Annotated in this window: 27 protein-coding genes and 1 pseudogene; 13 read left to right on the plus strand and 15 right to left on the minus strand. The window is 74.2% G+C overall.

Annotated features, from left to right (window positions below):
• A partial coding sequence (locus tag ADY59_RS53475; protein ID WP_049567770.1) for a glycosyltransferase occupies positions 1 to 1,040 on the minus strand: 1,040 nt, incomplete at its 3' end.
• A gap of 76 nt (positions 1,041 to 1,116) precedes the next feature.
• Here ADY59_RS53475 and ADY59_RS27870 point away from each other — a divergent pair.
• Together ADY59_RS27870 and ADY59_RS27875 are read left to right on the plus strand one after the other, a co-directional pair.
• Positions 1,117 to 1,704: a TetR/AcrR family transcriptional regulator gene (locus tag ADY59_RS27870; RefSeq protein WP_049567773.1), complete on the plus strand. Its 588-nt coding sequence runs from the start codon at positions 1,117 to 1,119 to the stop codon at positions 1,702 to 1,704.
• Positions 1,705 to 1,776: 72 nt separating this feature from the next.
• The gene (locus ADY59_RS27875; RefSeq protein WP_049567777.1) at positions 1,777 to 2,001 is read left to right on the plus strand and encodes a hypothetical protein; all 225 of its coding nucleotides are present in this window, start codon (positions 1,777 to 1,779) and stop codon (positions 1,999 to 2,001) included.
• Between the two features lie 36 nt (positions 2,002 to 2,037).
• On the opposite strand, the gene ADY59_RS27880 is transcribed toward ADY59_RS27875, so the two are convergent.
• Positions 2,038 to 2,526 carry a MarR family winged helix-turn-helix transcriptional regulator gene (locus tag ADY59_RS27880; protein WP_049567847.1) on the minus strand — a complete coding sequence of 163 codons (489 nt, stop codon included), beginning with the start codon at positions 2,524 to 2,526 and terminating at the stop codon, positions 2,038 to 2,040.
• 40 nt (positions 2,527 to 2,566) lie between these two features.
• Between ADY59_RS27880 and ADY59_RS27885 the strand changes: the two genes are divergently transcribed.
• A complete protein-coding gene (locus ADY59_RS27885; RefSeq protein ID WP_049567780.1) occupies positions 2,567 to 3,178 on the plus strand; it encodes a mycothiol-dependent nitroreductase Rv2466c family protein in 612 nt (203 codons plus the stop codon).
• On the plus strand, positions 3,159 to 4,409 hold the full coding sequence (locus ADY59_RS27890; protein ID WP_082310460.1) for an MFS transporter: 1,251 nt from the start codon (positions 3,159 to 3,161) through the stop codon (positions 4,407 to 4,409). Before ADY59_RS27885 ends, ADY59_RS27890 begins: the two co-directional genes overlap by 20 nt.
• Before the next feature lie 7 nt (positions 4,410 to 4,416).
• Here ADY59_RS27890 and ADY59_RS27895 read toward each other — a convergent pair whose 3' ends face one another.
• Complete coding sequence (locus tag ADY59_RS27895) at positions 4,417 to 4,884, minus strand: NUDIX hydrolase (protein WP_049567781.1); 468 nt, start codon at positions 4,882 to 4,884, stop codon at positions 4,417 to 4,419.
• Positions 4,881 to 5,915, minus strand: a complete 1,035-nt coding sequence (locus tag ADY59_RS27900) for an Rv2578c family radical SAM protein (RefSeq protein ID WP_049567782.1) — start codon at positions 5,913 to 5,915, stop codon at positions 4,881 to 4,883. The genes ADY59_RS27895 and ADY59_RS27900 overlap by 4 nt, the downstream gene beginning before the upstream one ends.
• Positions 5,916 to 6,049: 134 nt before the next feature.
• On the opposite strand from ADY59_RS27900, the gene ADY59_RS27905 reads away from it, so the two are divergent.
• A complete protein-coding gene (locus tag ADY59_RS27905) occupies positions 6,050 to 6,394 on the plus strand; it encodes a DUF3040 domain-containing protein (protein WP_082310461.1) in 345 nt (114 codons plus the stop codon).
• A 38-nt stretch (positions 6,395 to 6,432) separates the two neighbouring features.
• Here ADY59_RS27905 and ADY59_RS27910 read toward each other — a convergent pair whose 3' ends face one another.
• The 7 genes from ADY59_RS27910 to ADY59_RS27940 all read right to left on the minus strand — a co-directional run bounded on the left by ADY59_RS27910 (position 6,433) and on the right by ADY59_RS27940 (position 13,246).
• Positions 6,433 to 6,915 (minus strand): OsmC family protein, encoded by a 483-nt coding sequence (locus ADY59_RS27910; RefSeq protein WP_049567783.1) that lies wholly within the window; start codon positions 6,913 to 6,915, stop codon positions 6,433 to 6,435.
• A gap of 30 nt (positions 6,916 to 6,945) precedes the next feature.
• Positions 6,946 to 7,593, minus strand: coding sequence for a GntR family transcriptional regulator (locus ADY59_RS27915; protein ID WP_049567784.1), 648 nt, complete (start codon positions 7,591 to 7,593; stop codon positions 6,946 to 6,948).
• Between the two features lie 79 nt (positions 7,594 to 7,672).
• Positions 7,673 to 9,283, minus strand: coding sequence for a penicillin-binding transpeptidase domain-containing protein (locus ADY59_RS27920; protein ID WP_049567785.1), 1,611 nt, complete (start codon positions 9,281 to 9,283; stop codon positions 7,673 to 7,675).
• A 2-nt stretch (positions 9,284 to 9,285) separates the two neighbouring features.
• Positions 9,286 to 9,903 (minus strand): lysophospholipid acyltransferase family protein, encoded by a 618-nt coding sequence (locus ADY59_RS27925; protein ID WP_082310463.1) that lies wholly within the window; start codon positions 9,901 to 9,903, stop codon positions 9,286 to 9,288.
• A 488-nt stretch (positions 9,904 to 10,391) separates the two neighbouring features.
• Entirely contained in the window at positions 10,392 to 10,988 is a 597-nt protein-coding gene (locus ADY59_RS27930; protein ID WP_049567788.1) for an NUDIX hydrolase, read from the minus strand.
• A 13-nt stretch (positions 10,989 to 11,001) separates the two neighbouring features.
• On the minus strand, positions 11,002 to 11,223 hold the full coding sequence (locus ADY59_RS27935; RefSeq protein WP_049567791.1) for a hypothetical protein: 222 nt from the start codon (positions 11,221 to 11,223) through the stop codon (positions 11,002 to 11,004).
• Between the two features lie 7 nt (positions 11,224 to 11,230).
• Positions 11,231 to 13,246 carry a HelD family protein gene (locus ADY59_RS27940; RefSeq protein WP_049567793.1) on the minus strand — a complete coding sequence of 672 codons (2,016 nt, stop codon included), beginning with the start codon at positions 13,244 to 13,246 and terminating at the stop codon, positions 11,231 to 11,233.
• 65 nt (positions 13,247 to 13,311) lie between these two features.
• Between ADY59_RS27940 and ADY59_RS27945 the strand changes: the two genes are divergently transcribed.
• On the plus strand, positions 13,312 to 13,914 hold the full coding sequence (locus ADY59_RS27945) for a TetR family transcriptional regulator (protein WP_049567794.1): 603 nt from the start codon (positions 13,312 to 13,314) through the stop codon (positions 13,912 to 13,914).
• A gap of 27 nt (positions 13,915 to 13,941) precedes the next feature.
• Here the strand turns inward: ADY59_RS27945 and ADY59_RS52800 are convergent, their stop codons facing one another.
• Positions 13,942 to 15,090 (minus strand): NmrA family NAD(P)-binding protein, encoded by a 1,149-nt coding sequence (locus ADY59_RS52800; RefSeq protein ID WP_053175232.1) that lies wholly within the window; start codon positions 15,088 to 15,090, stop codon positions 13,942 to 13,944.
• Positions 15,091 to 15,160: 70 nt separating this feature from the next.
• On the opposite strand from ADY59_RS52800, the gene ADY59_RS27955 reads away from it, so the two are divergent.
• The gene (locus ADY59_RS27955; protein WP_049567797.1) at positions 15,161 to 16,078 is read left to right on the plus strand and encodes an AraC family transcriptional regulator; all 918 of its coding nucleotides are present in this window, start codon (positions 15,161 to 15,163) and stop codon (positions 16,076 to 16,078) included.
• Here the strand turns inward: ADY59_RS27955 and ADY59_RS27960 are convergent.
• The gene (locus ADY59_RS27960) at positions 16,054 to 17,250 is read right to left on the minus strand and encodes a cysteine desulfurase-like protein (protein ID WP_049567799.1); all 1,197 of its coding nucleotides are present in this window, start codon (positions 17,248 to 17,250) and stop codon (positions 16,054 to 16,056) included. The genes ADY59_RS27955 and ADY59_RS27960 overlap by 25 nt on opposite strands.
• Before the next feature lie 9 nt (positions 17,251 to 17,259).
• Between ADY59_RS27960 and ADY59_RS27965 the strand changes: the two genes are divergently transcribed.
• From ADY59_RS27965 to ADY59_RS27980, 4 genes are read left to right on the plus strand one after another with little or no spacing between them, the layout of a single operon-like run.
• A complete protein-coding gene (locus ADY59_RS27965; protein ID WP_049567861.1) occupies positions 17,260 to 18,309 on the plus strand; it encodes a winged helix DNA-binding domain-containing protein in 1,050 nt (349 codons plus the stop codon).
• 2 nt (positions 18,310 to 18,311) lie between these two features.
• The gene (locus ADY59_RS27970) at positions 18,312 to 19,742 is read left to right on the plus strand and encodes a WS/DGAT/MGAT family O-acyltransferase (RefSeq protein WP_049567801.1); all 1,431 of its coding nucleotides are present in this window, start codon (positions 18,312 to 18,314) and stop codon (positions 19,740 to 19,742) included.
• 17 nt (positions 19,743 to 19,759) lie between these two features.
• On the plus strand, positions 19,760 to 20,833 hold the full coding sequence (locus ADY59_RS27975) for a winged helix DNA-binding domain-containing protein (protein WP_049567803.1): 1,074 nt from the start codon (positions 19,760 to 19,762) through the stop codon (positions 20,831 to 20,833).
• 51 nt (positions 20,834 to 20,884) lie between these two features.
• A complete protein-coding gene (locus tag ADY59_RS27980) occupies positions 20,885 to 21,847 on the plus strand; it encodes a zinc-binding dehydrogenase (protein ID WP_049567865.1) in 963 nt (320 codons plus the stop codon).
• 4 nt (positions 21,848 to 21,851) lie between these two features.
• Here ADY59_RS27980 and ADY59_RS27985 read toward each other — a convergent pair.
• A pseudogene (locus ADY59_RS27985) lies at positions 21,852 to 22,754 on the minus strand (RNA polymerase sigma factor); the annotation flags it as partial.
• 185 nt (positions 22,755 to 22,939) lie between these two features.
• Positions 22,940 to 23,683, minus strand: coding sequence for a protein phosphatase 2C domain-containing protein (locus ADY59_RS27990; RefSeq protein WP_049567807.1), 744 nt, complete (start codon positions 23,681 to 23,683; stop codon positions 22,940 to 22,942).
• Between the two features lie 145 nt (positions 23,684 to 23,828).
• Between ADY59_RS27990 and ADY59_RS27995 the strand changes: the two genes are divergently transcribed.
• Positions 23,829 to 24,590: a class I SAM-dependent methyltransferase gene (locus ADY59_RS27995; RefSeq protein ID WP_197093893.1), complete on the plus strand. Its 762-nt coding sequence runs from the start codon at positions 23,829 to 23,831 to the stop codon at positions 24,588 to 24,590.
• 25 nt (positions 24,591 to 24,615) lie between these two features.
• Complete coding sequence (gene add, locus ADY59_RS28000; RefSeq protein WP_049567811.1) at positions 24,616 to 25,560, plus strand: adenosine deaminase; 945 nt, start codon at positions 24,616 to 24,618, stop codon at positions 25,558 to 25,560.
• Positions 25,561 to 25,889: the final 329 nt, after the last annotated feature.

Below are 25,889 nucleotides of genomic sequence, written 5' to 3' on the forward strand. Positions count from 1 at the left end.
GTGCTCGGGGGCTCGGAGTTGTGTAAAAGAGCCGGCCCCGCCCCGGCATGATGCGCGACCGCCGCCACCCGGGGGAACAGCCAGTCGTGCGGCACCTCGCCCAGACCGAAGACGCCATCGGCCCCCGAGCCCGCCTTTATGCCCGCCTTTATGCCCGCCTTTGCGTCCGCCTTTGTGTCCGCCGCCATGTCCGCCGCCATGTCCGCCGCCCCGACCTGCACCACCGCGCGCAGCCCCGCCTGCCGCAGCGCCCGCACGACCGGCTCGGCCACGCGCCCGCCGTGCGTCCCGGCCAGGCTGCCGAGCCCCACGAACACCGGCGGCGGCCCCGCTTCCAGGAAGTCCTCCAGCCCGTTCGGCGGCCGCCACCCCTGCTCCCGCTCCGGCCACCAGTAGCCGGTGACCTCCAGCCCCGCGCGCCAGTCACCCGGCCGGGGCAGCACCAGCGGGCTGAACCCGTGGAAGACCGGCCACCCCGCCGCTTCCCGCCTCCGGTACGCCTCCCGCGAGCTCATCGGAGGCAGCCCCAGCCGGGCCCGCAGCCGCCCGGCCGACCCCGCGTGCGCCGGCGACGGCATCACGAACGCCGTCCGGGCCGCCACCCGGTTCCCCCACCGCCCCAGCGACCGGGTGAACGGGCCGAGCACCGGCGGGAAGTCGCCGGTCGGCTCCACCGGCTGCAGGTGCACCCCCATGCTCGCGATCCCCAGCGCCTCGGCCACGTGCCACCCGGCGGACGCGGGCACGTTCAGCAGCAGCACGTCCGCGCCCTGCTCGGCCGCGGCCACGATCCCGTCCTCGACCTGCCGCCCGTACTCCACGAACCCGCGCACGCCCGCCGGGCGCACGCCTCCCGCCAGCACCGCGAGCGGATCGCCGGGGATCGCCCGGAACTCCAGGCCCGCGTCCGTCACCAGGCGCGCGTACGGCTCGTGGGCGGCGATCGCCACCTCGTGCCCGGCCGCCCGCAACCGGACGCCGAGCCCGGCGTACGGCGCGACGTCACCCCGCGTGCCCACCCCGACGATCAGCACCCGCATACCGCCTCCTTCACAATGCACTCGCATGGTAAACAGCCGCGATACCGTTGACAATGCACCCGCATGGAGAAAACAGATGCCCAAGATCGTGGACCACGAGGCGCGGCGGCGCCACCTCGCCGAGGCCGTGCAGCGGCTGATCGACGCCAAGGGCATGGACGGCGTCAGCCTGCGTGAGGTCGCCGCGGCCGCCGGCGTCTCGATGGGCCTGGTCCAGCACTACTTCGCCACCAAGGACGAGCTGCTCCTGGCGGCCCTGCGGCACCTCAACACCCGCATCTCCCTGCGGGTGGCCGCCGCCCCCCAGGACTCCCCGCGCGCGCTCCTGCGGGCCGGCATCCTGGAGCTCCTCCCGCTGGACGACGAACGCCGCTTCGAGGCCCGCGTCGGCCTGGCCTTCCTGGCCCGCTCGGTCGTCGACGCCCCGACGGCCGAGCTCTACCGCACGGGACTGCCGTACGTGCTCGCCTTCTACGCCGGCCGGCTCGCGGCCGCGCAGGCCGCCGGCGAGATCCCCGCCGCCCTCGACCCCGCCCACGAGGCCACCGTCCTGTTCGCCTTCGCCCAGGGCCTGGTCCACCCCGCCCTGATCGGCCACTACAGCCCGGACGAGGTCGTGAACGCCGTCGACCGCCACCTCGCCCGCCTCTTCGCGCCCGCCTAGCGGTGGCGCCCAGGGGTACGGCGCTCCGGACCGGGATGCCCGGCGAGTGCCGCGGTTGGGCAGAATCAGGTCATGCACCGGCAGGAGATCGATCGGAGCAGGCTCAAGGTCACGAGCCGTCGGCACATCGCTGAGTTACGCGCCCGGCGGGAGCGGGAGCGCGAAATGCGTGGCGCGCGCAAGATGGCCCGCCTGTACCGGCGGGTTCACGTCGCGGGGGTGCTGATGATCATCCTCGTCGCGGTGGCCGTGGGACTGCTGCGCGCGTGGGGTGTCCTCCCGCCGCTGATTCCGTAGCGGGGTGAGCGCGAACCGGACGCTCTTCGCCCCCGTCTAGCCGAGGGTGGCGGCGAGGCGTCCGAGCAGGTGGGCGAGCTGGGCCTGTTCGTCGTGGGTGAGCCCGGACAGGAGGCGGCGCTGGTTGTCCAGGTGGACGGCCATGAGCTCGTCGGTCAGCCCGGCGCCCTCGGCGGTGAGGGTGATGAGCCGTCCGCGTGAATCGTCCTCGGCCACGGACCTGCTGACCAGGCCGCGGGCTTCGAGCCGGTCGACGCGCTTGGTGATCGCCCCGGTGGTGACCAGCACGGTACGGCTGAGCTCGCCGGCCGACAGCGCGTAGGGCTCGCCGGACCGCCGCAGCGCCGCGAGCACGTCGAAGTCGCCGTTGCCCAGGCCCGCGGCGCTGAAGGGCGGGCGGAGCCGCTGGTCGAGCGTGCCGGTGAGCCGGAAGAGGCGGCCGATGACGAGCATCGGGGTCGCGTCGAGATCGGGTCGCTCGCGCTTCCACTGGTCGATCATGGCGGTGATGGCGTCGGGCTGCATGCCTTCCATTATACCTTCCGTGGAAGGTAAAGTGTCTTCCATGGAAGATACCTCCGTGGTGACGGTCGTGTGCTACTTCGACCCGGCCTGCCCCTTCGCCTGGGTCACCTCCCGCTGGCTGCTCGAGGTCGAACGGCTGCGCCCGATCGACCTGAGCTTCCGGATCATGAGCCTGTCCGTGCTCAACGAGCACCGCGAAGTCGAGCCCTGGTATCGCGAGTTCAACGACCGGGCCTGGGGGCCGGCCCGCGTGTGCGCCGCCGCCGAAGCGCTGCGCGGCACCGCGATCCTGCGCGACCTGTACACCGCCCTCGGCACCCGCATCCACCTGGCGGGCGACAAGGACTACGCCGCCGTCGTCGCCGAAGCCCTCGCCGAACTGGGCCTGCCCGCGTCGCTGGCCGCCGCGGCCGGGACCACCGAGTTCGACCCGGCCCTGCGCGCCAGCCACCGGGCCGGGCAGGACGCGGTCGGCGAGGAGGCCGGCACCCCCGTCGTCACCGTGGACGGCGCCGCGTTCTTCGGCCCCGTCCTCACCTCCGTCCCGAAGGGCCGGGAGGCGATCCGGCTGTTCGACGCCGTCCGGGCGCTGGCCGGCCTGGGCGCGTTCGCCGAGCTGAAGCGGGGACGCGGTGCGCTCGACCTCCGCTGACGGGGGCGTGCGCCGCCGCCTGATCGCCGCGAGCCTGGCCGGCTCGATCGGCGACGGCATCTACGTGCCGCTGACCCTGCTGTTCGTCCACTCGCTCACCGGCCTGTCGCTGACCGCGATCGGCGCGGGCCTCACCGTCGCCGGGCTGTGCGCCCTGGCGTTCATGCCCGTCGTGGGCGTCCTCATCGACAGGATCGGCGCCCGGCGGGTGGTCGTCGGCGCGCTGGCGCTCCGGGCGGCCGGCTTCGCCGTCTACCCGTTCGCCGGCTCCTTCCCCGCCTTCCTGGCGGTCGCGCTGGTGGTCGCGGTGGGCATGTGGGCTTCCTCGCCCGGCCAGCACGCGCTCATCGGCGAGCTCGCCCGGGGAGCCGAACGCGACCGCCTGCTCGCCTGGGACCGCAGCCTGCGCAACGGCGGCATGGGCTTCGGCAGCCTGGCGGCGGCGGGACTGCTCGCGGTCGACGGCGACGCCGGGTTCACCGGCGCCACGGTGGCGCTGGCCGCGGTCTTCGCCGTCGCCGCGGCGCTGGTGACCCGGATCCCGGCCGCCGGCCGCGGCGCCGGGCGTCCGGAGGCGGTGGGGGAGGGCTACCGCCAGGTGCTCGCCGACCGGCCCTACCTGCTCCTGACCGCCGCCAACTTCCTCATCGCCTTCGGCTACACCACCCAGGCCATCGCCCTGCCGATCTTCCTCACCCGCGACGTCGGCATCCCCGGAGCCCTGGCCGGGATCGTGTTCGCGGTCAACACCGTGCTCGTGGCGGCGCTCGGCGTCCCGGTCGCCCGGCTGACCCTGCGCGGCAGGCGCACCCGCGGGGCCGCGCTCGGCGCCCTCGTCTTCGCGCTCTCCTTCGCCGCCTTCGCTGTGCTGCCCCGGCTCGTCAGCGGCACGGACGCCCTCGTCGCCGTCCTGGTCGTCGCGGTGTTCTACACCGCCGGCGAGCTCGTCCACTCCGCGCCGTCGCAGAGCCTGTCGGTCCAGGCCGCCCCCGGCCACCTGCGCGGCCGCTACCTGTCGGTCTACCAGCTGTCCTGGTCGCTGTGCCGCACCGTCGCGCCCCTGTTGCTGGGGTTCCTGCTGGAGGCCGGTCCGTGGCTCCTGTGGGTGGTGCTGGCGCTGACGGTCCTGGCCGGCGCGGCGATCCTGCTGTACGCCGAACGCGGGCTGCCTGCGCACGCGGTCAGCCCCCGCCACCTGCCGCGCGCGGCCCCCGGGCAGGTCCGGGCCTGACGCGGCCTCAGTGCTGGACCAGGCCGCCGACCGGCACCGGAGCGACGTGACCGGTCGCGGGGACGGCCCGCGCCAGGGCCAGGCCGACGTCGACCAGCGACGAGCGGCGCAGGTGGGCGACGCCGGCGATCGAGGTCCAGACCGGCTCGGCGGTCTCCCCGTTCGGCTCGGGCCGGAGCCGGCCGCCGGTGACGCGGACCCGGTAGAAGACACCGACGTTGTGGTGCACGACGCCCGCCCGGGCCTCGGCGGCGGGGATCACTCTTGAGTCCACGCCGAGCAGGCGCTCGGCCACGGCGTCGCAGCCGGTCTCCTCGGCGACCTCCCGGATCACCGTGTCGAAGGGATCCTCCCCGTGCTCGACCCCGCCACCCGGCAGGGTCCAGGTGGACTCGCCCGTGGGACCTACGTGGCGGGCGAGCAGCACCCGCTCGCCCTCGATGCACACGGCATATGCCGCCAGCCGGAAACTCACCCCCGTATCCTCCCCGACGCGCGCCGCGCTCGCGCCGGGGAACCCCTGCCGGGCCTCAGAGGAGGGTCAGCTGCTGGGGCGCGGCCCACGCCGTGGTGTTCGGCCAGGGCTCTCACCTGGGCGGTGACGCGCTCCTGGTAGGCCTTGGGCGCGTAGGCGCCCCTGCCGTACAGCTCCAGGTAGCGCGGGACGAGCCGGGGGTGCTCGCGGGAGAGCCACGCCAGCCACCACTCGCGCGCCCCCGGCCGCAGGTGCAGCACGATGGGCGTGATGTGGGTCGCGCCCGCCTGGGCGATCTCCCGGACCGTGCGGTCGAGCTGGGCGGGGGAGTCGGTGAGATAGGGCAGGATCGGCGCCATCAGGACACCGCACGCGATGCCGTTGTCGTTGAGGGTGGCGCACGTCTCCAGGCGGCGGTGCGGGGCCGGGGTGCCCGGCTCGACGGAGCGCCACACGTCGGCGTCGACGAACCCGACCGACAGGTTGGCGCCCACCTCCGCCCGGTCGGCGGCCTCGGTGAGCAGGTCGAGGTCGCGCAGGATCAGCGTGCCCTTGGTCAGCACGGAGAACGGGTTGGCCGCGTCGCGCAACGCCGCCAGGATGCCGCGCATGAGCCGGTAGCGGCCCTCGGCGCGCTGGTAGCAGTCGACGTTGGTGCCCATCGCCACGTGCTGCCCCCGCCAGCGCGGCGCCGCGAGCTCCTTGCGGGCCAGCTCCGCCGCGTTGACCTTGACCACGATCTTCGAGTCGAAGTCCGCGCCCGCGTCGAGGTCGAGGTATTCGTGCGTCTTGCGGGCGAAGCAGTAGACGCACCGGTGACCGCAGCCCCGGTAGGGGTTGATGGTGTACTCGAACGGCACCCGGCTCGCCGCCGGGACCCGGTTGACGATCGAACGAGCCTGGATCTCGTAGAAGGTCATCCCCCGGAATCCGGGCGTGTCGAACGTGCGGGTGACCGCGCCGCGAGCGAACAGCGGCGCGGCCGGATCGGCCCGGCCGGGGTCGGCCAGGCGCAGGTTGTCCCAGCGCATGCCATGATTAGAACAAAGGTTCGACCGTGATCGCAAACGAAAAGAGGTCGCAATTACTGGGTCAGGGCGGGGCTAATGATCTTCATGGTTGGGCAGGAAACCCCGCACAGAGCTTGCGTTCCGGAGGTGCACCTATGGCCTGGTCGCAGGACGAGGAGCGAATGCTGGCCCAGATCGAGCAGCACCTCGTCGACGACGATCCGCGACTCGTGGCACGGCTCGAATCGTTCAACGAGCGGGTGCGTCGCAGCGAGGCGAGGTCCGAGAGAGAGGCCGGGGCGCGCCGCAGGCCCCGCCGCTCGACCGTCATCATCCTGATCAGCTGGCTGCTCATCGCCACGCTGGTCGCCACACTCCTGATCATGGTTCTCCGCCACGAGGCCGCCGGCGCGCTGGCGCTGGTCACCTCCTCCGACCAGCCGCGCCCCGTTCCCGCCCAGGCCGCCGCACCCGCCCCGGACGCCTTCTCGCTCCGCTGACCCGCGCCCGGCACGCCGCGGGCGCCGCGCGGGCACGGTCAGGCGTTCGTCTCCGGAGCCGCCAGGACCGTCGCTTCGTGGTGCACCGGGAAGTTGACCGAGCCGGCGATGAAGCACGCCTGGTGGGCGTCGGCGTGCAGCCGCAGGGCCGTCTCCGCCATGGCGGGCGACGCGACGGTGACCCGGGGGTGGAGCGTCACCTCGGTGAAGTGCCCGCCGCCGGCGGTCTGGTTCATGGTGCCCGTCGCGTGGTCGGTGTAGGCCGTGACCACGACGCCCGCGACGGCGCACACGTGCAGGTAGGACAGCATGTGGCACTGGGAGAGCGCGCCCACCAGGAGCTGCTCGGGGTTCCAGCGGGCGGGGTCGCCGCGGAAGGCGGGGTCGGAGCTGCCCGCGATGGGCGCCGGGCCGTCGGTGGTGAGCTCGTGCTCGCGGGCGTAGTCGCGGTAGCCGCTGGTGCCGGTGCCCCGGTTTCCCGTCCAGGTCACGGTGGTGGCGTAGGTGTGCAGGTGGGACATGGGTGTTCCTCGTCGCTCGAAGGTGGGGGGTCAGGCGGGCCGGGCGGACAGGTCACCGGCGCTGGCCCGGGTGTCGAGGACGTGCAGGCGCGCGACGCGGCCCGCCTCCTCCGGGGCGCCGGCCCTGATCGCCGCCAGCAGGTCGGTGTGCTGGGCGGTGACGTGCGCGTGGCGGGCCGGAGGCGCCAGGGAGCGCAGGGTGGAGACGTGGATCTGGTCCCAGACCCGGTCCAGCGTGTCCAGGGCGATGGCGTTGCCGGCCAGCTCGGCGACGCGGCGGTGGAAGCGGCGGTTGAGCGCGACCGCCTCGCTCAGGCGCCCGGCGTCGGTGGCCCCGGCGGTGGTGGCGGCGAGGTCTTCCAGCGCCACCAGGTCGGCGGGGGCGATGCGGCCGTCGCGCTGCCGCCGGGCGGCCGTCTCGGCGGTCAGCGCCTCCAGCGCGGCCCGTACCTGGTAGGCGTCCTCCAGGTCGGCGGGGTCGAGGGCGACCACGACCACGCCCCTGCCGGTGGGCCGCACCAGGCCGTTGGCGGCGAGGGCGCGCAGCGCCTCGCGCACGGGGGTGCGCGACATCTGGAGGGCGGCCGCCGCGTCCAGCTCCGTCAGGCGCGCCCCCGGCGGGTACGTGCCGTCCAGGATCAGTTCGCGCAGCCGGCGATGTGCCACGTCGTTCTGCATGCCACCGGACACTAGCCGACTGCATGCATTGCATGCAAACAATGCGCGACGCGGGCCCCGGCCGGGCCGAGCCGGGGACTCAGGGAGACGGGAGGGCGCGCAGGAAGTCGGCGGCGATCGGGGCGGCGACCTTGCCGCCGCCTCCGCCGCCCTCCACCACCACCGCGAACGCCACGCCCTCGGTGAACCCGATGAACCACGCGTGCGAGTCGAGCTTCGGCCCGCTGCCGTACTCGGCGGTGCCCGTCTTGCCGCGGGTGCCGGACGGCAGCCCGGCCGACTTGGCGGTGCCCTTGGTGACGACGGCCGCCATCATGTCGTGCAGCGGCTCGGTGACGCCGTCGGGGAGCTTGCGGGCCTCGGCCTTCTGCTTCAGCTCCGGGACCAGGGTGGGCGGGCGCCAGGTGCCGTCGGCGATGGCGGCCGCCACCGAGGCCATCGACAGCGGGCTGGCGGTGATCCGGCCCTGGCCGAACGACTCGGCGGCCAGCTCGGCGTCCGACTGCGCGCGGGGGAAGCTCGCCTTGGTGGCCGGCACGCCGATCGCCAGCGGCTGGTTGAAGCCCACCTGCTCGGCCGTCTCGACCAGCTTGTCGGCGCCCAGCCGCTCCTTGGCCAGCGGCGCGAACGTGGTGTTGCACGAGTGCGCGAACGAGTCGGAGAACGACAGCGACCCGAACTCCGCCTTCTCCGAGTTGCGGATCCGCAGCCCGCCGACGGTCACGTACTGGGGGCACGTCACGGTGTCGCGCGGCGACAGGCCGTCGGCGAGCAGCCCGATGGCCGTGACGGCCTTGAACGTCGAGCCGGGCGGGTAGCGGCCGTCGAGCGCGCGGTTGAAACCGCCCCGGTTGTTGACCACGGCCAGGATCTCGCCCGTGCCCGGCGCGATCGCCACCATCGAGGCGGGCTTGTCCACGTCCTTGACGGCGGTGACGGCGGCGGCCTGCACGCCCGGGTCGAGCGTGGTGCGGAGCGGCTCGCCGTCGGAGCCCTCGATCTTCTTCAGGGTCTTGCCGCCGGCCTGGATCTCGGTCGCGGGCGTGCCGGCCAGACGCTCCTGGAAGGTTTCCTGGAGCCCGCCCCGGCCGATGGCCTGGCCGACCTTGTAGGCGGAGCCGAGCTTGGCCACGTCCTTCTTGGTGGCCTTGTCCAGGAAGCCGACGAGTTGCTGCACCGAGCCGCCCGCGTCGCCGGTGTCGATGCGTCCGCCGCCCGCGTCGGTGATCGCCGCCCGGTCCGGCCAGCTCGTCCTGAGCGCGAACTTCGCCCCGGCGGTCAGCTGCGGGTGCAGGGTGGCGGGCGTCCAGTCGACCTTCCAGTGACGGTCGGCGACCTTCAGCGCGATCTCGCCCTCGTACGTCCACTCCCCGGCGTTCTTCAGCCGGTGGGTGGCGGTGTAGGGGACGGTGGCGCGGCCGTCACGCTCGGCGGGGGCGCCGACCTGGATCGTGCTGGACTCCACGCCGAGGCCCTGCCGGAACTGGTCGTAGACGCCGAGCTCCTGTGGCGTGGCCAGTTCGGCGCGCATCCGGGCCTGGTCGCCCGCCTGCCACGCCTCGGCGAAGCGCTGCGCGGTCTCGGCGGGGGTGCCGCGGGTGTGCAACAGGTAGTAGGCGCCCCCGCCGGCGGCTCCCAGCGCCAGCACGGTGGCGCCGGACACGATCGCGATGGTGCGGCCACGCGCCACGGTCAGCCCCCTCCGGTTCCGTTGGCCGCCTTGTGGCTGGCCGCGTAGGTCGGCACGTACTCCTGGCCGGACAGCTTCTGGATGGCGGTCATGATGTCGTCGGTGACGCGGCGGCGGTCCTGGGCCCTGGTGTGGTCGCCGGTGAACGTCATCGGCTCGCCGATCGCGATGCCGATCTTGGCCGGGCGGGGCACCCTGGCGCCCAGCGGCAGCACCTTCTCGGTGCCGCTGAGCGCGACCGGCAGCACCGGCGCGCCCGTCTTCAGCGCCAGCCAGGCCACGCCGATCTTGCCCCGGTAGAGGCGGCCGTCGGGGGAGCGGGTGCCCTCGGGGTGGATGCCGAACAGCTCACCCCGCTCCAGCAGCGCGGCGGCCGCGTCGAGCATGTCCTGGGCGGCGTGCGCGCTCTCCCGGTCGGTCGGCAGGCTCCCGCCGAGCCGCATGAACCAGCCGGAGACCGGGTTGCCGGAGAAATACTCGTTCTTCGCCGCGAACGTGACGTGCCGGGGCAGCAGCGCCGGCAGCAGGAACGAGTCGAGCACCGACAGGTGGTTGGCGGCCAGGATCGCCGGCCCGCTCCTCGGCACGTGCACGGCGCCCGAGATGTACGGACGGCACATCGCGTGAGCGAGCGGCGCGGCGGCGAACTTGACCACTTGATACAGCAACGGGCTCTCCTGGACGATCGTCGGCTCGGCCACCCACCATAAGGCAGGCGCCCCGTCCGGGGACGGGGCGCCTGGAAGCTGTTAAGGCCGATGTGGCGGTCGCCTCCTCGGCGAGATGCACAACACGGTTCCAGCCGAACGGTATTCCGTGAAGGCGGTAATTTGCGGCCCGGGGGACACAGACCACATCGGCCATTCGATGCTAACGGACATCCGGCGGCACGTATTCCACCGGGCCCAAAGAGTGGGTCATGTTCTCGTCCAGCGCGGCCGGGCGAGGTCGAAGACCCGCAGCTCACGGCCACGCGGGGGCACTTCGGCGAACTGCCGCAAAATCGCGCCGATCGGCGCGTTGCACGAGGTGCCGCTCCCGCGGGACGGCGGGGTGCCCTTCGCGGCCCGCCCTGCTCATCGCCGCCTGCCACCGCCCGGAGAGCCGGTCAGGTTCTGGTCCAGTGCGGCTGGGCGACGTCGAAGACGCGCAGCTCACGGCCGCGCAGGGCCACCTCGGCGAACTGCCACAAGATCGCGCCGGTCGGCGCGTGCACGACGATCGACGGGCCGAGTGGCATCTGCAGCAGCCCGTCGTGCCAGCGCGGCACCCCCGGCGCCAGGAAGCGCTCCAGCGGCACGGCGTGCACCGAGGCGACCTCGCGCGGGTCGCCGACCGGCTCCTGCGCGCCGCCGAACGCCACCACGGGCGTGATCACGAACCCGGAGTCGGTGACGAAGTCGTCGAGCAGCCCCGCCACCTCCACCCCGGTCACCGCCGTCTCCTCGGCCAGCTCGCGCAGCGCCGCCTCCACGGGCTGCTCGCCGTCGTCCAGCCGGCCGCCGGGCAGCGCCCACTGGCCGGGATTGCGGCCGCGCGGGGCGCGCTTGATGAGGATCGTGTACGGCTCGCGCGCGGCGTCCTCCAGCACGCACACGGTGACGGCGGCCCGGCGGATGCCCTCGGCGGGCGGCACCTCCCGCCGGGGGAACCGGCCGAGGTGGGAGGTGATCAGCTCACGCAGGGCGTCGATCGGGGGCAGCACACCCCCGAGGATCTCACGGCGGCGCCAGCAGATAACTGACGATCATGCCGACGATCATCGTGACGGCCGAGGCGAGCGCCGTCCACTTGCCGAGCTGCTCGCCCCGGCTGTGACCGGCCAGGCCGAGGACGATCCCGGCCGGGCCGAACAGGACCGGCCGGAACAGCACGGCGACCGCCGCGCACCCGAAGCCGATCGCCGACAGGACCTGCAAGGAACGCCCGGGGTCGTCCATGACACCATCACACACCGGTTGCCGAGACGCTGTCGAGCGGCGCCGGCAGCGGCAGGGCGTGCACCACGTCCAGCCGCGACACGGCCCGTGTCAGCGCCACGTACAGCAGGTTGAGCCCGCGTTCCCCGCTGCCGGCGATGGCGGCGGGCTCGCACACCACCACGTGGTCGTACTCCAGGCCCTTGGCCGCCGACGCGGGCACGACACCGAGCCGCCCGCTGTGCCGCCCGCTGTGCTGTCCGTTGTGCCGGTCGCCGACGTCGAGGCCGCCGTCCCACAGTGCCGCCGTCACCGTCTCGGCGGCGTCGTCGGCGGTGATCACGCCGACCGAGCCCTCGAACGTCAGCGCCTCCCGCGTGGCCGCGACCACGCCGCTCTCCAGCCGGTCGGCCCGGATCACCCGCAGTCTGCCGTCGGAGCGGTGCGAGCGGGTGGCCGGCACGTCGGCCTCCAGCGCGGGCAGCAGCCGGTTGGCCAGTTCGACGACCGTGGCGGGCACCCGGTAGCCGGTGGTCAGCTCGACGACCCGGCCGTCCGGCTTGCCCAGCAGCTCCAGGTGCCGGGCCCAGGAGCGGGCCGCCCACGGCGTGGTGCCCTGCGCCAGGTCGCCGAGCACGGTGAGCGAGCCGTGCTCGCTGCGCCGGGCGACGGCCCGGCACTGCATCGGCGACAGGTCCTGCGCCTCGTCCACGATCACGTGGCCGTAGCCGCGCGGCCTCTCGATCAGCCCGGCCAGCTCGTCGAGCAGCACCAGGTCCGCCTCCGTCCAGCGGGCGCTCCGGTGGCCGCGCGGCGGCCGCCCCCAGACGACGGCGTCCCGCTCGGCGCCGGTGAGCGCGGTGGCGGGGGAGCGGCCGCTCAGGACCTGGAACAGCACCTCCTCCGGCCGTACGGCCGGCCACACCGTGTCCAGGAACGGCGTCACGGCCCTGCCCGTCCGGCGCGTCCAGGCGGCGGTGGCGCTGAGCCCCCGCGCCTCGGCCTGCCGCCGCACCAGCTCCACCACGCGGGCGCGGACCCGTTCGCGGCCCGTCGCGTACGGCAGCGCTTCGCGGCGGGTGTCGTCCACGATCCGCCGCAGCCCGGCCTCGCCGACCCGCCAGGTGACCGACCCGTCGGGCACCGCGAGCGGCTCGACCGGCTTGCGCACGCGCGCGTACAGCGCCTCGCGCAGCACCACGGCCATCCGGGCGTCATGCTTGACCAGCGCGGCGGCCGTGCTGTCGACGGCCGTCACGGGCACGGAGCCGAGCAGCCGCTCCAGCGTGGTCTGCTCGACGTCCATCTCGCCGAGCGCGGGCAGCACGGCGGAGATGTAGCCGAGGAAGGCCCGGTTCGGGCCGAGCACCAGCACGCCGCCGCGCTCCAGCCGCTGCCGGTGCGCGTACAGCAGGAAGGCCGCCCGGTGCAGCCCGACGGCGGTCTTGCCGGTGCCGGGCGCGCCCTGCACGCAGATCGACTCGGCCAGACCGGTCCGTACCAGGTCGTCCTGTTCCGGCTGGATGGTGGCGACGATGTCGCGCATCGGGCCGACGCGGGGCCGTTCGATCTCGGCGGCCAGGATGCGGCTGTCGCGATCCTCCTCGCCCAGTTCGAGCCGTTCGTCCTCGAAGGAGGTCAGCGTGGTGCCGGACCAGCCGAACCGGCGGCGCACCGCCACGCCCTGCGGGTCGCGGGCGCCGGCCCGGTAGAAGGCGCGTGACACCGGCGCCCGCCAGTCGACCACGACCGGCGGGCTCCCGTGCTCGCCGGTGATGTGCCGCCGGCCGATGTGGTAGCTGCGGCCGGGATGCTCGGCCGAGCCCTGCGCGAAGTCGATCCTGCCGAAGAACGGCGGCCCGCCCGGTTCCTCGCTCAGCTCCTTGGCCAGGCTCTTCAGGTGGCGGCCGAGCCGCTCGGCGCTGTAGCGGTCGGCGGCGACGGTCTCGCCGGCGATGACGTTGTCGCGGGCGGCGTCGAGCATCCTGCGCAGCGCGGCGCCGCAGAGTTCGATGTAGCGCCGTTCCTCGTCGAGCGTGGTCATGACACCTCCGGAACATTAACTCGGTCAATAGATTGACCAGGTTAACACTTTGCTAGGGTGTGCTCATGACGGGACTGCGGGAGCTGCAGCGGCAGCGGGTGCGCGAGGCCATCTCCTCGGCGGCCATCAGGCTCTTCCTGGCGCGTGGCTTCGACGAGGTGCCGGTGACCGAGATCGCGGCGGCGGCGCAGGTGTCCAAGCCGACGCTGTTCAAGTACTTCCCGACCAAGGAGGACCTGGTCCTGCACCGCATCGCCGACCACCGGGGCGAGCCCGCCCGGGTGGTGCTGGGCCGCGAGCCCGGCGTGCCGCCCGTCGAGGCCCTGCGCCGGCACTTCCTCGACGGCCTGGCCCGCCACGACCCCGTCACCGGCCTGAACGACCACCCGGAGGTGATGGGCTTCCACCGGATGGTGTTCGGCACGCCGAGCCTGGCCGCGCGGGTGTCGACCTACGTCGAGCAGGACGAGCGGGCCCTGGCCGAGGCGCTGACCGGCCCGTACGACGAGCTGACCGCGACCCTGCTGGCCGCGCAGGTGCTGGCCGCGCAGCGGGTGCTGGCCCGCCGCAACTGGCAGGCGCTGGCCGACGGCGTCCCGCCGGCCGAGCTGGAGCCCGAGGCGGTGCGCGCCGCCGAGGTGGCCTTCGCCCTCCTGCGCGTCAGCTGATCCGGATTTCGCGCCGCCGCCGCCGGGTCAGCTGATCCAGGTCTCGTGCAGGTGGGTCCAGCGCAGCGCGCCGTCCTCCCGGCGCAGCACCGCGGTCGCCCGGCGGCCCCGGCCGCGCTGCCACTCCTCGTAGGCGGCCACGACCAGCGGCCCGGCCTCGGCGATCACCCGCGCGTCACGGATCTCCACGCGCAGCCCCGGGTCCGCGCCGCGCGCCGCCGCGACCTCCGCCAGCATCCGCTCGCGCGACAGCACCTCCCCGCCGGGCGTGACCATGGTGAACCCCGGCGCGTGCGCGCCCTCGAACGCCTCGAACCCGCCCGTCCCCGCCAGCCAGCCCTCGATCACCCGATGGTGGCGTACGATCTCCGCGCCGACCATCCACTCGCGCGGCGGCGTCAGCTCAAGGCCGTGCCAGGAGGACGCCGCGAACAGGCCCGCAGGCCGGGTGGCGGCGATCCAGCGGTAGGTGGCGGCCACCTCGCGGGCCGTCGCCTCGCCCAGCGCCCCGCCCAGCCCGGCGGCGAAGGCGTCCACGTCCAGCTCCTCGTAGCGGGCCCCGGCGGCGGCCGCCAGCGTGGCCCCCGTCACCGCCTCGGGCCCGCCCGCGTTCAGCACGCCGGACAGCCCCTCCCGGGTCAGCGCGGCCAGGGTGAGCGCGGCCAGGTCGGCATGGCTCAGCCAGGCCACCGGCAGCCCGCCGGGCAGCGGGTAGCGCAGCACGCCCGACTCCAGCACGCCCGGCATGAGCAGGTTGTCGAGGTACAGCGACGGCCGCAGCACCACCACCGGCAGCCCCGACGTCAGCATCGTCCGCACCGCGGCCCGCCGCGTGTCGAACGCGGCCACCCCCGTATCGGTGTCCGGCAGCCGGTTGGCCGTGTTGAACACCAGCCGCCGCACCCCCGCGGCCCCCGCCCCCTCGATCACGTTGCGGACGTAGGCCGAGACCAGGTCCGGCTCGTACACCATCGGCAGGATCACCGACGCGTGGGTGACCCCCGCGAACGCCGCCTTCACCCGCGCGGCGTCGCCCAGATCGCCCGGGAACGCCTCCACCCCCTCGGGGACGCCCGTCGTGCGGCCGAAGCCACGCACCGCGTGCCCCTCCGCGACCAGCCTGCGCGCCACCGCGCCGCCCTGGGCGCCCGTGGCGCCGAACACCAGGAATCTCATGCGCCCAGCCTGCCGCCGATCCCCGATACGCTCGATAAAGCGACATCCACCGATATTTAAGGTTCGTCCGTTGGATCTGCTGAGCGAGCTCCTCGCGCCCCTGCGCCTGCGGGGCGTCTTCCACAGCCGCTGGACCCTGCACGCCCCGTGGGGCGTCACCGGGCCGGGTGAGCGGTGCGCGCTCATCCACTACGTCCAGCACGGCGCCTGCACGGTCGAGCTGCCCGAGCTGCCCGGGCCGATCCGGCTGCGCGCCGGGGACCTGGCCGTCTTCCCGCACGGCACCGCACACCGTCTCGCCGACGCCCCCGGCCGCCCCGTCGTGCCCCTGGAGAGCCTGCTGCCGGGACGCGAGCCCGGCGCGGCCAGGACCGTGCGCATCGACGGGAGCGGCCCGGCCACCACCATGCTCTGCGGCGGCCTGCACTACGACGAGCCCGCCTCGCCCCTGTACCGGGCACTGCCGCACGTGCTCGTGCTCGACCGGGACGCCGTCGCGGAGCAGCCGCTGCTGGCCGGCACGCTGGCCGGGCTCTCGCAGGAGTGGGACCTGGGCGAGCCGGGGCTGCCCCTGGTGGCGGTGCGCGCGTTCGAGCTCGCCTTCGTGCTGGCGCTGCGGGCCGCGCTCGCCGACCCGGGCGGCGCGCCGGTCCTGCGGGCGCTGCGCCACCCCGCCGTGGGGGCGGCGCTGCTGGCCGTGCAGAGCCGGTTCGCCGAGCCGTGGACGGTCGAGACGCTGGCCGCCGAGGCCGGGCTGTCACGCTCGGCCTTCGCCGCCACGTTCCGCGAGCTCGTCGGCGAGGCGCCGATGCGCCACCTGACGGCCCGCCGCATGCACGAGGCCGCCAGGCTGCTCGCGGGCACGCGGCTCCCGCAGGCCGCCGTCGCCGGCCGCGTCGGCTACCGGTCCACGGTCGGCTTCCACCTGGCGTTCAAGCAGTGGTACGGCACCACGCCCGGCGACTACCGCCGCGCCTCCCGCAGCTGAGCGACCCCGTCCAGGAGCCGGTCCACGTCCGAGCGGTCGTTGTAGTGGACCAGGCCGGCCCGCACCGCGCCCACCTCGCGGATGCCGAGCGCGCCGGTCAGCTCCCAGGCGTAGTTGTGCCCGTTCCACACGTTCACGCCGCGCGCCGCCAGCTGCCCGGCCACCTCGCGCGGGGTGTGCCCGGCCACGGTGAAGTAGGCCGTGGCCGTCCGCCGCGCCGGTTTGCCGTACAGGGTGACGTGCGGCAGCGTCTCCAGGCCCGCCAGCAGCACCCCGAACAGCTCCAGCTCGTGCGCCTCGGCGGCGGCCATCGAGGCGAGCAGCCGCTCGCGCCGCGTCCCGGTGCCCGGCACCAGGCCGGCCAGGTGGTCCACGGCCGCGCTCACCCCGGCCAGGTCGGCGAACGCGGCGGTGCCCCGCTCGAACCGCTCCGGCACCGTGTCGGGCGAGGAGGCCAGCTTGTCGGGCCTGATCGTCTCCAGCAGCGCCGGATCGGCGACCACCGCGCCGACGTGCGGGCCGGACCACTTGTAGGCGCTGGTGGCGTAGAAGTCCGCGCCGAGCGCCCGCATGTCGACCGGCCCGTGCGCGGTGGCGTGCACGCCGTCGACGTACGTGAGCGCGCCCGCCTCGTGCGCGAGCGCGGTGATCGCGGCCACGTCGGGGCGGGTGCCGAGCACGTTGCCCGCCGCCGTCACCGCCACCAGCCGGGTACGCGGCCCGATGAGCCGGGCGTACTGCTCCACCGGCAGCTCGCCGGTCACCGGATCGACCTCGGCCCACCGGACGGTCGCCCCGGTCTGCACCCACGGCCGCACGTTCGCGTCGTGGTCCAGCCGCGACAGCACGACCTCGTCCCCGGGGCCCCACGCCCGGGAGAGCGCGCCGGCCATCCGGTAGGTGAGCGTCGTCATGTTCGGCCCCAGGATCACCCCGTCCGGGTGCCCGCCGACCAGGTCGGCCACGGCCGCCCGGCAGGCCGCCACGATCGCGTCCGAGCGGTGCGCGGCGGGGAACGCCCCGCCCACGTTCCCGAGGCCCGCGCGGTAGGCCCCGGCGATGGCGTCGATCACGGACCGGGGGACCTGCGTGCCGGCGGCGCCGTCGAGATAGGCGTGACCGTCGGACAGAGCGGGGTAGGCGGCGCGTACCGCTTCAATGGGGAAAGGCATGATGTGTTCATGCTCAGCCTGCGCGACCTCAACCGGGCCACCCTCGCCCGCCAGCACCTCCTCCAGCGGCATCGGGGCAGCGCGGCCGACGTCGTGCACCGGCTGGCCGGGCTGCAGGCCCAGGAGCCGCGCCCGCCGTACCTGGGGGTGTGGACCCGGCTGGCCGGGTTCGGGCGGGACGAGCTGCACGGGGAACTGCACGCGGGCACGCTGGTCCGCGCGACGCTGCACCGGGCCACGCTGCACCTGGTGACCGCCGGCGACTACGCCGCGTTCCGGCCGCTGCTGCACCCCGTGCTGTCCGCCGCCGCGCGCCGCTTCGACGGGATCGACACCGGCGCCGTGGTGGCCGCGGCCACGCGCCTGCTGGCCGAGGGGCCGCACACGTTCAACGAGCTGCGGCCGAAGCTGCTCGGGGAGTTCCCCGGGGCGGACGAGCGGCAGCTCGGCTACGCGGTGCGCATGCTCGTGCCGCTGGTCATGGTGCCGACCCAGGACCGGTGGAGCTTCCCGCGCGACCCCGCCTTCGCCCCGGCCGGTGTCGGCCGGGCGCTCTCGCCGGAGGCGTTCGCCGAGCGCTACCTGGCCGCGTTCGGCCCCGCCACCGCCGCCGACCTGCAGGCGTGGTCGGGACTGGGCGGGCTCGCGCCCGTCCTGCACGGCATGCGCGACCGCCTGGAGGTGCTCACCGGCGAGGACGGCAGGCAGCTCTACGACCTGCCGGACGCGCCCCGGCCGGGCGCCGACGTGCCGGCCCCCGTGCGGTTCCTGCCCGACTTCGACACGCTGGTGCTCGGCCACGCCGACCGCCGGCGGATCGTCGCCGACGAGCACCGGGGCCTGGTCACGACCAAGAACCTGCGTGTACGCGCCACGTACCTGATCGACGGTTTCGCCGCCGGGACGTGGCAGGTCAAACGGTCGGGCAAGAAGGCCACCCTGATCGCCACCCCGTTCGCGCCGCACCGGCCGGACCTCCTGGAGGAGGAGGCGATGGCGCTGCTGGCCTTCGCCGAGCCCGACGCCACGCAGCACACCCTCGATGTCGCGGAGGTATGACCATGGCCCAGCTGAGCGCCCTGGACGCGGGGTTCCTCCACTTCGAGACCGAGACGAACGTCGCCAACATCGCCGGCCTGGCCGTCCTCGACGGCCCGCTCGACCGCGCGAGCCTGCAGGCCCTGCTGGAGGCGCGGCTGCCGCACGTGCCCGCGCTGCGCCGCAAGCTCGCCCGGGTGCCGTTCGACCTGGACCACCCGTACTGGGTGCGCGAGGACGACCTCGACCTCGACTACCACGTGCGGGAGATCGGTCTGCCCCCGCCCGGGGACGACCGGCAGCTCGCCGAGCAGGTCTCCCGGCTGCACCCGCGCCGCCTGGACCGCAGCCGGCCATTGTGGGAGATCTACCTGATCCACGGCCTGACCGGCGGCCGCACCGGCCTCTACACGAAGATCCACCACGCGGCCGTCGACGGGATCGGCGGCGCCGACGTGCTGGCCGCGCTGCTCGACCTCGGCCCCGAGCCCGCGCCGCCGCCCGCCGGCGACCCGGAGCCCGACGCGCCGCTGCCGCCCCGCGCCGAGATGCTGGCGCGCGGCCTGTCCAGGATGGCCCGCAACCCCGCGCAGGCGGTGCGGTTCGCGGCCCGCGCGGTGCCGCACCTGGACGAGATCCCCGTGCTGTCGTGGCTGCCCGGCAGCAGCGTCGCCGCCCGCCTGGCCCGCAAGGCCGCCGGCGTGGGACAGGCGCCGGAACTGCCCGTGCTGCCCGCGCCGCGCACCCCGTTCAGCGGGCCGGTCTCCCGGCACCGGCGCTTCGCGTTCGTCTCGCTGCCGCTGGCGGAGGTCAAGGCGGTCCGCAAGACGTTCGGCGTCACGGTGAACGACGTGGTGATGGCCGTGTGCGCGGGCGCGCTGCGCCGCTGGCTGGCCGCGCACGGCGGCGTGCCGCGCCAGCCGCTGATCGCCGGCATCCCGCTCTCGCTGCGCGCCGCCGGCGACGAGGTGCCCGGCAACCAGGTCGCCATCATGACCGCGCCGCTCGGCGTGCACCTGGAGGACCCCGCCGCCCGGCTGGCCCAGGTACGGGAGGCGATGGGGCGGATCAAGGACCGGTTCTCGCTGTCGCCCGCCGGCTGGCTGCGCGAGTTCAGCGAGTCGATGCCCGCCGCCCTCATGGGGCTGGCCGCCCGCTCGGCGTTCGAGCTGGTGGGGCAGACCGCGCCGCCGATCAACGTCGGCGTGTCCAACGTGCCGGGCCCGCAGTTCCCGCTGTACGTGTGCGGGGCGCGGCTGCTCAGCCTCCATCCCGTCTCCGTGATCACCGACGTGAGCGGCGGGATCAACATCACCGCCTTCTCCTACGACGGCTCGCTCGACATCGGCGTCATCACCGACCGCGCGATGGTGCCCGACGCCTGGGAGCTGGCCGCGAACCTCCGCGAAGCCCTCGACGAACTCCTCAACGCGGAACCATCCTTGCCGCAATAGTCCCTAGCGTGACGGTCATGACGCTGAACCGCCGCGTACTCAACCGCACGACGCTCGACCGTCAGCTGCTGCTCGCCCGCTCGGCCATGACGCCCGCGCAGGCGGTCGGACGGCTCGTCGCCCTCCAGGGCCAGGACGTCAACCCGCCCTACTTCGGCCTGTGGTCCCGCCTGGAGTCCTTCACCCAGGACGACCTGACGACCCTGCTGCAGGGCAGGCAGGTCGTGCGCGGGACGCTGCTGCGCGCCACCCAGCACCTGGCCCTGGCCGAGGACTACCTGTGGCTGCGGCCGCTCCTGCAGCCGCGCCTGTCGCGCGGCCTGCGGGGCGCCTTCGGCGGCGCGCTGCGCGAGGTGGACCTGGACGAGCTCGCCGGGCTGGCCCGCGCGCACCTGACCGGGCGGACCCTGACCCGCACCCAGGTGCGCGACCTGCTCGCCGAGCGCTGGCCGGACGTCGACCGGCTCGCGCTCAACTGGACCGTGCAGGCCGTGATCCCGGTGATCCACACCCCGCCCAGCGGCGTGTGGAACCGGGGCGGCGCCGTCCCGTTCACCCTCGCCGAAGAGTGGCTCGGCCGCCCCCTCGACGCCGCGCCGCCCATCGAGCGCCTGGTCACCCGCTACCTGGCCGCGTTCGGCCCGGCGAGCGTCATGGACGTGCAGACCTGGTCCGGGCTGACCAGGCTGCGCCCGGTCATCGAGGCGATGGGCCTGCGCGCCTACCGCGACGACGACGGGCGCGTCCTGTACGACCTCCCGGACGCGCCCCTGGCCGACGCCGACGCGCCCGCGCCCGTACGCTTCCTGCCCTACTTCGACAACCTGATCGTCGCCTACGCCGACCGGTCCCGTCTCATGACCGCCGAGCAGCGCAAGGTCGTGTCCGTGGGCTCGGTCGTCTACCCGACCTTCCTGGTCGACGGCGTCGTGGCCGGCATGTGGGACCTCAAGGACGGCGTCCTGCGCCTGCGGCCCTTCCGGCCGCTGCCGGGGACGGTCATGGCGGAGCTGGCCGCCGAGGGCGAGCGCCTGCTCGCCTTCGCCGGGGAGAAGGAGGCGGAGATCGCGGTTGACCTCATCCAAACTTGAGGTTGAACACTGGGGTCACCGAGACGCGATCGACCTCAGGAAGTGATCACCATGCGCGCGATCCAGGTGCGCGAATTCGGCGGCCCCGACATGCTCGTCGCCGTCGACCTGCCCGCCCCCGTCGCGGGGCCGGGACAGGTCGTCGTCGGGCTGGCCGCCGCCGACGTCATCTACCTCGACACCCTGCTGCGCCGCGGCTGGGGCGGCGAGTTCTTCCCCCGCACGCCCCCGTACGTCCCCGGCACCGGCGGGGCCGGCACCGTGCTGTCGACCGGCGAGGGCGTGGACCCGGCGTGGATCGGCCGCCGCGTCGTGGCCACCCTCGACACCGGTTACGCCGAGCAGGTCGTCGCCGGCCTCGACCAGATCGTGGAACTGCCCGGCGGGCTCGGCTTCCAGCAGGCGGCCGCCGTCCTGCACGACGGCGCGACCGCGATCATGCTCGCCCGGCTGGGGCGCTTCGAGAAGGGCGAGTGGGTGCTGGTGACCGCCGCGGCGGGCGGCGCCGGCTCGACGCTCGTGCAGCTCGCCCGCGACGCCGGCGCGCGCGTCGTCGCGGCCGCCCTCGGCGGGCGCAAGCTCGCGCTCGCCCGTGAGCTGGGCGCCGAGCACACCGTCGACTACGGCGAGGAGGGCTGGCAGCGGCGGGGGCGCGACCTGACCGGCGGCGCCGGCCTGGTCTACGACGGCGCCGGCGGCGCACTGGGCCAGGCGGCGTTCGAGGCGGCCGCGGACGGCGGCCGGTTCGTCACCTACGGCACGGCCGACGGCGGCTTCGCCGACATCGACCCGCGTGAGGCCGAACGCCGCGGGGTGAGCGTGGTCAATGCCCTGGCGTCGGGCCCGCCCGACCCGGCCGACATGCGCGCCTGGCTCACCGAGGCGCTGGACCTGGCCGCCCGGGGCAGCCTGCGCCCGGCCATCGGCGCCACCTTCCCGCTGGAGCGGGCCCGCGACGCCCACGTCTCACTGGAGGAGCGCCGCACCGTCGGCAAGTCGCTCCTGCTCATGTGAGGTGTCAGGCCAGGTAGTCGCGCAGCGCCATCGCCCGCGACGGGTGGCGCAGCTTGGACATCGTCTTGGCCTCGATCTGCCGGATGCGCTCACGTGTCACGCCGTAGATGCGGCCGATCTCGTCCAGGGTCATCGGCTTGCCGTCGACCAGCCCGTAACGCATCGAGATGACGCCCGCCTCCCGCTCGGACAATTCGTCGAGCAGGGCGCGGAGCTGCTGCTGGAGCAGGGTGAAGGAGACCGCGTCGGCGGGGGAGACGGCCTCGGTGTCCTCGATGAGGTCGCCGAACTCGCTGTCGCCCTCCTCACCCAGCGGCGTGTGCAGGGAGATCGGCTCGCGGCCGTAGCCCTGCACCTCGACGACCCGGCCCGGCTCCAGCTCCGTCTCGGTCGCGATCTCCTCGGGAGTGGGCTCGCGGCCGAGGTCGATCTGCAACCGGCGCTGGGCCCGCGCCACCTTGTTGATCAACTCCACCATGTGCACCGGGATGCGGATGGTGCGCGCCTGGTCGGCCATCGCCCGGGTGATCGCCTGCTTGATCCACCAGGTGGCATAGGTGGAGAACTTGTAGCCCAGCCGGTAGTCGAACTTCTCAATGGTCCGGATGAGCCCCAGGTTGCCTTCCTGGATCAGATCGAGGAACAACATGCCGCGCCCGGTATAGCGCTTGGCGATGGACACCACCAGCCGCAGGTTGGCCTCCAGCATGCGCTGCTTGGCCCGCTCCCCGTCGTCGGCGATCCACTCCAGGTCGGCCCGGAGCTCGCGGTCGAGGCCCGGCTCGGTGTCGAGCCGCTCCCTGGCGAACAACCCGGCCTCGATCCGCTTGGCCAGCTCGATCTCCTGGTCAGCGGTCAGGAGAGGGACCCGCCCGATCTCCTTCAGGTATGTCTTGACGGAATCGGCGCTGACGGACATGCCGTCAGCGGGGGTTTCGTCCAGTTCGAGAGCCTCTGCTGTTTGGGTCAAGACAATCTCCTCGCTCGGGTCGGACGGGATCGGGCGTCACAGGGGCTGACTGGCCATCGACCTCCAAAGCGTGTCTTCCCCTTCAAGCTACCCAACAGCTACGACAGGTTGTGACCGTCGTCTCAGGGGAACGACATCCAGGCCGCGGTGGCGTCGTCGTGCTGCTTGCCGCGCACCGGGCCGAGGGCCCGCTCCCGGCGGCGCACCTCGGCGATCAGCGCCTCCGGGTCCCGCGCCCCGGCGACCAGTTCGTCCCACGTGCGGCCGTACCAGTCGGCGAGCCGGGTGACGCCGTCGGTGAACAGGGCCACCCCCTCCAGCCCGGCCGCGTCCACCGTCCCGGCCAGGGCCCGCCCGGCGGCCGCGGGGCAGGTGCTCGCCACCCAGAAGCCGCCCGGCCGGTTGCGCAGGGACCTGACGAGCTCCACCGAGTACGGCCGCCCGCCCGGCAGGCGGTCGAGCCGCTCGTCGCGCACCACCGTGACGCCGCCGCCGGGGTGCGCCAGCCCGATCGCCGAGTCGCACAGCACCAGGTAGTCGAGCCGGTCGCCGCGCAACCTGGCCAGCGCGGCCGTCGCCGAGGGGGAGTCGGGGTTCGCCAGGTCGCAGGTCCCGGCATGCCGCGACATGGTGGCGGCGATGGCGTCCGCCAGGACGTCCGCGAGCGGCTCGCCGCCGTCGACGCGCGCCGCCACGCCCGAGGCCAGCGTCCGCACCAGCCAGCGCACGTCGTGCACGCACCCGGACCGGACGCCGGGCGGCGCGGTCGCCCCGTCGAACAGCGCGACCCAGGACGGCCCGGCGATCACGTAGTCCTCGTTGGCCCGCCCCGGCGCGGCGGCGGTCGCGTAACGGACGTGCGGCATCGAACTCCTCGCAGGCGCTCCGCCGCCGAGAAAGGCTGGGCAAACGGGCATCCAAGATTTTCACGTGAGCCGCTGGCACGGCCGGGTAGGTGACTTACATTCCCAGCATGAAGGCCGAGTCCCCTGACTTTTGGCGGTGCTCCTCGTGACACGCCCCCGTTCGAGCCTGGCGCACCAGGCGTCCTACGCGCTCAGGCACCCGCACAAGGTGATCCCGCACCTGCGGCGGCTGGCCCGCGACACCTGGCTGCGCCTGCACAGCCGCGACCACATCGCCTACTACCGGGCGGTCATGCGCTCAGACACCGCGCGCAGCCCCGAGGGTGCCGTCGGCTCCCACACGCACAAGCGCTGGCTTGCGCTGGGCCAGATGCAGTTCGACTACCTGCTGGAGCACGGGCTCAAGCCCGAGTGCCGGATGCTGGAGATCGGCTGCGGCAACCTGCGGGCCGGGCGGCTGTTCATCGACTACCTGCACACGGGCAACTACTACGGCATCGACATCTCGCCCGACATCCTCATGGCGGCGCAGGACACCGTCGCCGACCACGGCCTGCGCGACAAGCTGCCGCACCTCACCCCGGTCCGCGACCTGCGGTTCGCGTTCCTGCCGGACGAGCACTTCGACGTCGTGCACGCGCACAGCGTCTTCTCGCACTCGCCGCTGGAGGTGATCGACGAGTGCTTCGCCCACGTCGGGCGGATCATGCGGCCGGGCGGCTGGTTCGACTTCACCTTCGACCGCACCGAGGGCAAGGAGCACCAGGTGCTCCGCGAGGACTTCTACTACCGCACCGAGACCCTGGTACGGCTGGCCGGCCAGTACGGGCTCGACGCGGTGTTCATGGACGACTGGGAGCGCACCCCGCACAAGCAGTCGAAGATCCGGGTCACCCGGAGGGCCTGAACGGCGGTGTCCTAGGGTGGCCCGCGTGAGAGACGTCCGCCTGCTGCCCAAGGCCCACCTGCACGTTCACCTGGAGAGCACCGTGCGGCCCGCGACCGTGCGCGACCTCGGCGGGCAGGCCGCGCCGGAGGCGGGGTTCGCGAGCTTCCGGGAGTTCGCCGACCAGCGGGCCATGGTGCGCGGGCTGCTGCGCACCGCCGCCGACTTCCGGCGGGTCGCCCTGGAGTTCTGCGAGGACGAGGCCGCCCAGGGCACCCGCTACGCCGAGGTCACCTTCACCGCGGCCGCCCACGGCGAGCGGCTCGGCGCGCCGGAGATGCCGCTGGAGGCGGTGCTCGACGGGCTGGCCGAAGGCGGCGCCCGCCACGGCGTCGAGTGCCGCGTCCTGCTCGACCACTCCCGCCGCCGCTCCGCCGAGCGGCTGTGGCGCACCTACGAGCTGGCCCGCCGCTACGACGCGGTGATCGGCATCGGGCTCGCCGGTGACGAGAGCCACCCGCTGGCGCCGTTCGCCGAGGTGTTCGACGCGGCCCGGGACGCCGGGCTGCGCCTGGTGCACCACGCGGGCGAGTTCGCCGGGCCCGGCAGCATCCGCGAGGCGCTCACGCTGGGGCACGCCGAGCGGCTCGGCCACGGCATCCGGGTGCTGGAGGACCCGGCGCTGGTGGCGGAGGTGCGTGAGCGCGGCGTCCCGCTGGAGGTGTGCCCCACGTCCAACGTGCTGCTGGGGATCGTCCCGTCGTTCGCCGGCCATCCGCTGCCGCTGCTGCGCGCCGCCGGGCTCGCGGTGACCCTCAACACCGACGGCGAGACCGGGCTCGCCGCCGAGTACGCGCGCGTCCGCGAAGTCTTCGGGTACGGCGACGACGTCCTGGCGGACGTGGCCGTGGCCGGGATCGACGCCTCGTTCGCGCGGCCGTCGCTCAAGGACCGCCTGCGGTCGGGCGTCAAGGAATGGCTGGCCGCCTGACGGCCTTCCTCCTGCCGCAGTCGGCCTGGTGCCGCCGTCGTAAACGGTCGCGTGGCAGCCGTACGCCGCCGCGGCGCTGCCAGCCCTGCCGCGGCTCGCACCGGCCCCCCGGCCGGACGAGCACGGGCACCCGCCGCCGCGGCCCGCCGGTCTGGACAGCGGGGCGTTCCAGCGGTTCCTCGCGGGTCGGCGGCAGCACGCCGGGCCCCCGGGCCCCGGTGCGCGGGCGATCCCGGGGGTGCCTTCCGGGCGAGGTCCAGGCGCAGCGCCAGGCCCGTGCGCGTGCAGCCCGGCACGGGCGGGCGGGCGTGTGGTGGTGGGGCCTCGCC

This window comes from Nonomuraea sp. SBT364 (assembly GCF_001083785.1).
In the GTDB taxonomy this organism is placed as follows: Bacteria; Actinomycetota; Actinomycetes; order Streptosporangiales; family Streptosporangiaceae; genus Nonomuraea.